A 4,482-nucleotide genomic window follows, 5' to 3' on the forward strand; every position below is an offset into this window, starting at 1 on the left:
GAGAAGAGAGAGAGAGAGAGAGAGAGAGAGAGAGAGAGAGAGAGAAGAGCCCAGCATCGATACGCCTTATCCCTCTTCCCTGGCGGCGGGTTGACTGTTGACCAAACATCAAACTGATTGGATAGTAATGCTTCAAAAATTCAATGTCAAGAATTACTTCCTGGAGCATACTAAAAATTTGATCAAGACATGAAGGAAATACCCTGTTTTCTGGGGTTTCCCGGTGAACGAATATGTTGCATTCGTGCGGTCGCTCCTTTCTGAGAATTATTTGAGAAAGATCATTGACCGAGTGACAATCTCGTTGTTATGCAAAAGCCGGTAATGATAAATTCCGGCCGCAGCGATTTCACCAGAATTTGCTCTTCCATCCCAGATGATCTTGTGCGGTCCAGGAATAAAGCCTTCATCATCGACCAGCCTTCTGATCTCTCTTCCCATCATGTCATAAATAATCAAAGTAACAGACCCGGAAGTTTTCAGATCGAACGTGATTGCAGTCGCCGGATTGAACGGGTTGGGATAGTTTTGATGCAACTCAAAGCCGGGTTGTATGAAGTGCTCATTCTTGTCATCAACAGTTAGTGGGATGCCTGTCGTATCACCGTACAAGACGCCGTTGATCACTGCTCCTTCAAGGTTATAACTCCAGGCTTGGTCTCCGCCACCTCGATAAATCAACCCAAACCCTCGTGCCAACGTTACACCGTATCTGACTAGAGTACCATTATCGTAACGTATTTCCATGAACGTGGTATTTCTGTCGAAAAGACTACCTTCTTTGATGCCCATTACTGTTGCTGTTTCACCGCGCGGCGTCAATAACCATTGGTCCCCCTCTTCAACGTTGAATTTGTAGACCGGCACATTCCTAAGTTCGTCGGATGGTCCAATAACTTCCGCGGCAGCCGTGTCTATTACGTAGGGAAAAAACATTACATCTTCGCAGCAAACGGGATATATGAACCTGTGCAGTTGTGTTAGATGTATCTTCCCATCGGCTGAGACAGAATCCTTGACATTGATAATCTGGGCGATGGCAAATGGGTAAGCACCGAATGCCCGGTATTCCCACATATCCCCGGTTTTGTAAGGGAACCAGTTGAGTGAATCCGCCCCCTGGGCGGCGGCGGTCGTCCAAAGAAGCATGTGGCAGAATGCCAACAGGCAAAAGGTTGTTTTCATGATGCTCTCCTTTCAAATTTTGTTGCCACAAATGCCAAACTCGCTTGATGTCCTTGTGGATAGAATTCAGGCGCAGATGAGCAAAAGCCAGTATTATGTTGGAGAAGAGAGAGGAGGAGAGCGAAAGAGAGAAAAACCCATCATCGAAATGTCTTATCCCCTCTTCCCGGGCGGCGGGTGGATTGCCAAAATTGGTAATCACTACTCGGTCAGCCATGGTTTGGCCGTGGCATCTAACGCGGTAAAGCCGAGGCTGAACATTACCGAACAAAATTCATGAAATTGGCGTTTCTCGCCATGCAGCATCGCAATCAGTATGCCATGTTATAGAGCATCTTTCTGCACGCTCTAAAAATTTGAATCCCAACGATTTGCGCAAATCAACAAAAAGGCGGTGCGAATGAGAGGACTCTTATAAATACGAATACCTGATATTCTATTCTTGTTTTTGAGAAGTAGAGATCGCAGAAGCTCAAGGCATCGCGCGAACAATCAATTGCCCGCAGCCAGCCGCAACAGCAATGCACACAACAGCCCACCGTAATTGCCGAGCAGATAACCAAGCACGCCCATGAGCACGCCCACCGGGGCCATGGCCTCGTAATAGGCCGCGGCGACTATCGGCGCGCTCGCCGCGCCGCCGATGTTGGCCTGGCTGCCGATGGCGACGAGAAACATCGGCGCTTTGATCAGTCGCGCACCGAGAAATAGAAAGCCAATGTGAAAGAGAATCCACACGACGCCGGCGAGCAGCAACACCGGCGCAGTGAGCAATCCGGCAAGATCGGCCTTGGCGCCGATCGAGGTGAGAAAAAGATAGAGCGCAACATATCCCAACTTGGAAGCGCCGGCCGCCTCAAGATTGCGCAACGGTGTGAACGACAGCAGAATGCCGAACGTCGAAATAAAAATGATGAGCCAGGTGAAACTCGTGAAAATCGAATCGAGCAGCGGCAGATTTTCCCGCAAGGCAACATGCGTCAATTCATACACCCATTGCGCCAGACTTTGACAAACCACGGCGCCCACGAATCCAATCGATAAAATCAAAAACGCATCGGACAGCGCCATGGGCTTGACGCGGCTTTCCTGATAATCTTTCATGCGGCGATTGAGATCATCCAACACCTGCGCGTCTGCGCCGAGCCGCCGGTCAACGCGCTTTTGATAATTGGCGAGAAAAAGCAGCACGCCCATCCAGGTGTAGCCAACGGCGGTATCAACGATGATCATGGGGCCAATGATGCTGTCGGGCGCGCTTACCGCCTCTTTCATCGCGGCAAAATTCCCGCTGCCGCCGATCCAACTGCCGGAGAGCGCAGCAAAGCCTTTCCAGGCTTCAGGTGGCAGCCAATTCGAAAAAAGCAGAAATGTGACCGGGCCGCCAACAATCACGCCGAGGGTGCCGAACACCATCATGGCCAGCGCTTTCGGGCCAATCTTCATGATCGCAGGAATGTCAGCGGTCACCATCAGAATGAACAAACTGAACGGCAGGAGATAATCGCGCATCCAATCATAAACTGGCGAAACCGTGGGAATCACACCGAAGGTGGCAGCCAGCGTTGGCAGATAGTAAATGAAAATAATGGCTGGCACAATGCTGAAGAACCGTTGCGCCCAGGCTTGTTTGCTGACCCAAAATACGAGCGCGCACAAACCGGCGCACAATGCAAAAATCGCCATCGGACTTTGCAAAAGCGGCATAAGAATCTCCGTGTCAGAAGTGCAGCGGTGAAAAGCGCAACGCGGGCTTGAGTTGCAGCGCCGGCAATGGCAGGTGAACATAGTTCAACAGCAGGCGCAACGGCAACAGATGAAGCGCGCGCGATTTGATGAGCGCCTCACCGTTCACATCGAAGGCAAGATACGTTTCGAGCCGGCCGTGACGCAAACGATCGGTGCTGTAGCCGAAAGCGAGATTGAGCCAGCCGGGCCAGATCTTTTGCGCAGCCGCAGGCAGCCACGAACGCACCGGGAAACTCGCCCAGAACGTCATGGCGTTGTAGCTTTTGATCCAGGAGTCGTCTTCCACGGGCGCAAACGGATCATAACTGATTTTGAGGCGCACCGACTGCAAAGCCGGCACGCGGCGTTGCGCCAACACCCAAAGCACGCCCAATTCATTCGCGGCAAAATCGCCGAGGCTGAAACCCCAGTCTTGAAAAAAACCGTCATAGATCTCCACCTCAAGCAACAACGCGGAGGCGACGATCGCGCTTATTGTTTCAGCGCGGCTTTCGGAAAATCCCACCCACTGATAGATCGATGTGAGTGACTCCGTAAAAAATATCGCCGAAAGAAAATGCCCGCCTTTGTCGAGATGATAACAATAGCTGTCGCCGGGGGCGAGATCATAAAAGCCACGCGTGCGGCGATAGCCTTTATAGAAATGAAATTTTCCACGTTTTTCCTGCCACCAAGCGTCGTTGAGCTGATGATACGCAATCCAATTGGTAGCGGCCATCATGGCGCTGACAAAAGCCAGACGCTGGGGCGAGAATGAATGTTTGAGAGGCGCCGGTGTTGCCGCAGGATCCTGGTGAAAGGCAATGGTATCCTGTTTCAAATAATAGATTCCCGGCGCTGCCGGGGTCACCGGCAGCCCCGCAGGCTTGCTCACGAGCAGACTTCTGGAAAACCCGGAGAAAACATATTGCTGGTGAGTGGAGCGTTTTGGCGCATACGCAAATGAGGCAACGTTTTGCGCCTGCGTTCTCGAAAAACAAAAAAACAGGAATAACGCAGAAAGAACGATGGGCCGGCGGGAATGGTTTGGGCAGGTGCGGCTCATGGAGGTGCGGGCCTGGTTGGCGCGGCAATGCTTTCAGGAAGTTGCGTTGATACGCAGCAATTCCGCGGCTTTTTCCGAGGGCATCGGGTTCACATGAAAGCCAAAGCCCATTTCAAAGGAGGTATAGCTACGCAAGCGCGGCGTAATCTCTATATGCCAATGAAAGTCGCGCTCCACCGTCTTCCAGTAGCCGCGGTTCTTGCCTGCGAAGAGATTGGGGCCGGAGTGAATTTCCATGACATAGTTTGGGTCGCCGAGGGTGCCGCGCATGCGATCCAGGACCATGCGCAGTAATTTTGCCAGGCTGGGCAGTTCGCTTTGCCATTCAAAAAAGGTTTCGTGTTTCTTGGGCAGAATCCACGTTTCAAACGGCGCGCGCGCGGCAAAGGGGCACAAGGCGACGAAACTTTCATTGGCCGCAACGATACGCTGGTTGTCGTCGATTTCCTGGCGAATAATGTCACAAAACAGGCAGCGCTCTTTCAAATTAAAAAACTGCTGGG

General features: G+C 51.8%; 5 protein-coding genes. 1 reads left to right on the forward strand and 4 read right to left on the reverse strand.

The features are described 5' to 3' along the window. Positions 1–267 precede the first annotated feature (267 nt). A complete protein-coding gene (locus FBQ85_27045; protein ID MDL1878791.1) occupies positions 268–1,185 on the reverse strand; it encodes a hypothetical protein in 918 nt (305 codons plus the stop codon). Between FBQ85_27045 and FBQ85_27050 the strand changes: the two genes are divergently transcribed. Then, a complete protein-coding gene (locus FBQ85_27050; protein MDL1878792.1) occupies positions 1,184–1,465 on the forward strand; it encodes a hypothetical protein in 282 nt (93 codons plus the stop codon). The genes FBQ85_27045 and FBQ85_27050 overlap by 2 nt on opposite strands. Positions 1,466–1,677: 212 nt before the next feature. Here FBQ85_27050 and FBQ85_27055 read toward each other — a convergent pair whose 3' ends face one another. The 3 genes from FBQ85_27055 to FBQ85_27065 form a co-directional block, all read right to left on the reverse strand. Then, complete coding sequence (locus FBQ85_27055) at positions 1,678–2,973, reverse strand: DUF819 family protein (protein ID MDL1878793.1); 1,296 nt, start codon at positions 2,971–2,973, stop codon at positions 1,678–1,680. Next, the gene (locus FBQ85_27060) at positions 2,906–3,979 is read right to left on the reverse strand and encodes a DUF2279 domain-containing protein (GenBank protein ID MDL1878794.1); all 1,074 of its coding nucleotides are present in this window, start codon (positions 3,977–3,979) and stop codon (positions 2,906–2,908) included. Before FBQ85_27060 ends, FBQ85_27055 begins: the two co-directional genes overlap by 68 nt. Positions 3,980–4,012: 33 nt before the next feature. Then, the coding region (locus tag FBQ85_27065; GenBank protein ID MDL1878795.1) for a galactose-1-phosphate uridylyltransferase at positions 4,013–4,482 on the reverse strand (470 nt) is incomplete at its 5' end.

Source organism: Cytophagia bacterium CHB2 (assembly GCA_030263535.1).
Lineage (GTDB): Bacteria > Zhuqueibacterota > Zhuqueibacteria > Zhuqueibacterales > Zhuqueibacteraceae > Coneutiohabitans.

What these genes read in the sequence shown, in the direction of transcription:
- FBQ85_27050 (MDL1878792.1), top strand. Translation starts at nt 1,184, where the DNA reads ATGATGCTCTCCTTTCAAATTTTGTTGCCACAAATGCCAAACTCGCTT.
- FBQ85_27045 (MDL1878791.1), bottom strand. Translation starts at nt 1,185, where the DNA reads ATGAAAACAACCTTTTGCCTGTTGGCATTCTGCCACATGCTTCTTTGG.
- FBQ85_27055 (MDL1878793.1), bottom strand. Translation starts at nt 2,973, where the DNA reads ATGTTCACCTGCCATTGCCGGCGCTGCAACTCAAGCCCGCGTTGCGCT.
- FBQ85_27060 (MDL1878794.1), bottom strand. Translation starts at nt 3,979, where the DNA reads ATGAGCCGCACCTGCCCAAACCATTCCCGCCGGCCCATCGTTCTTTCT.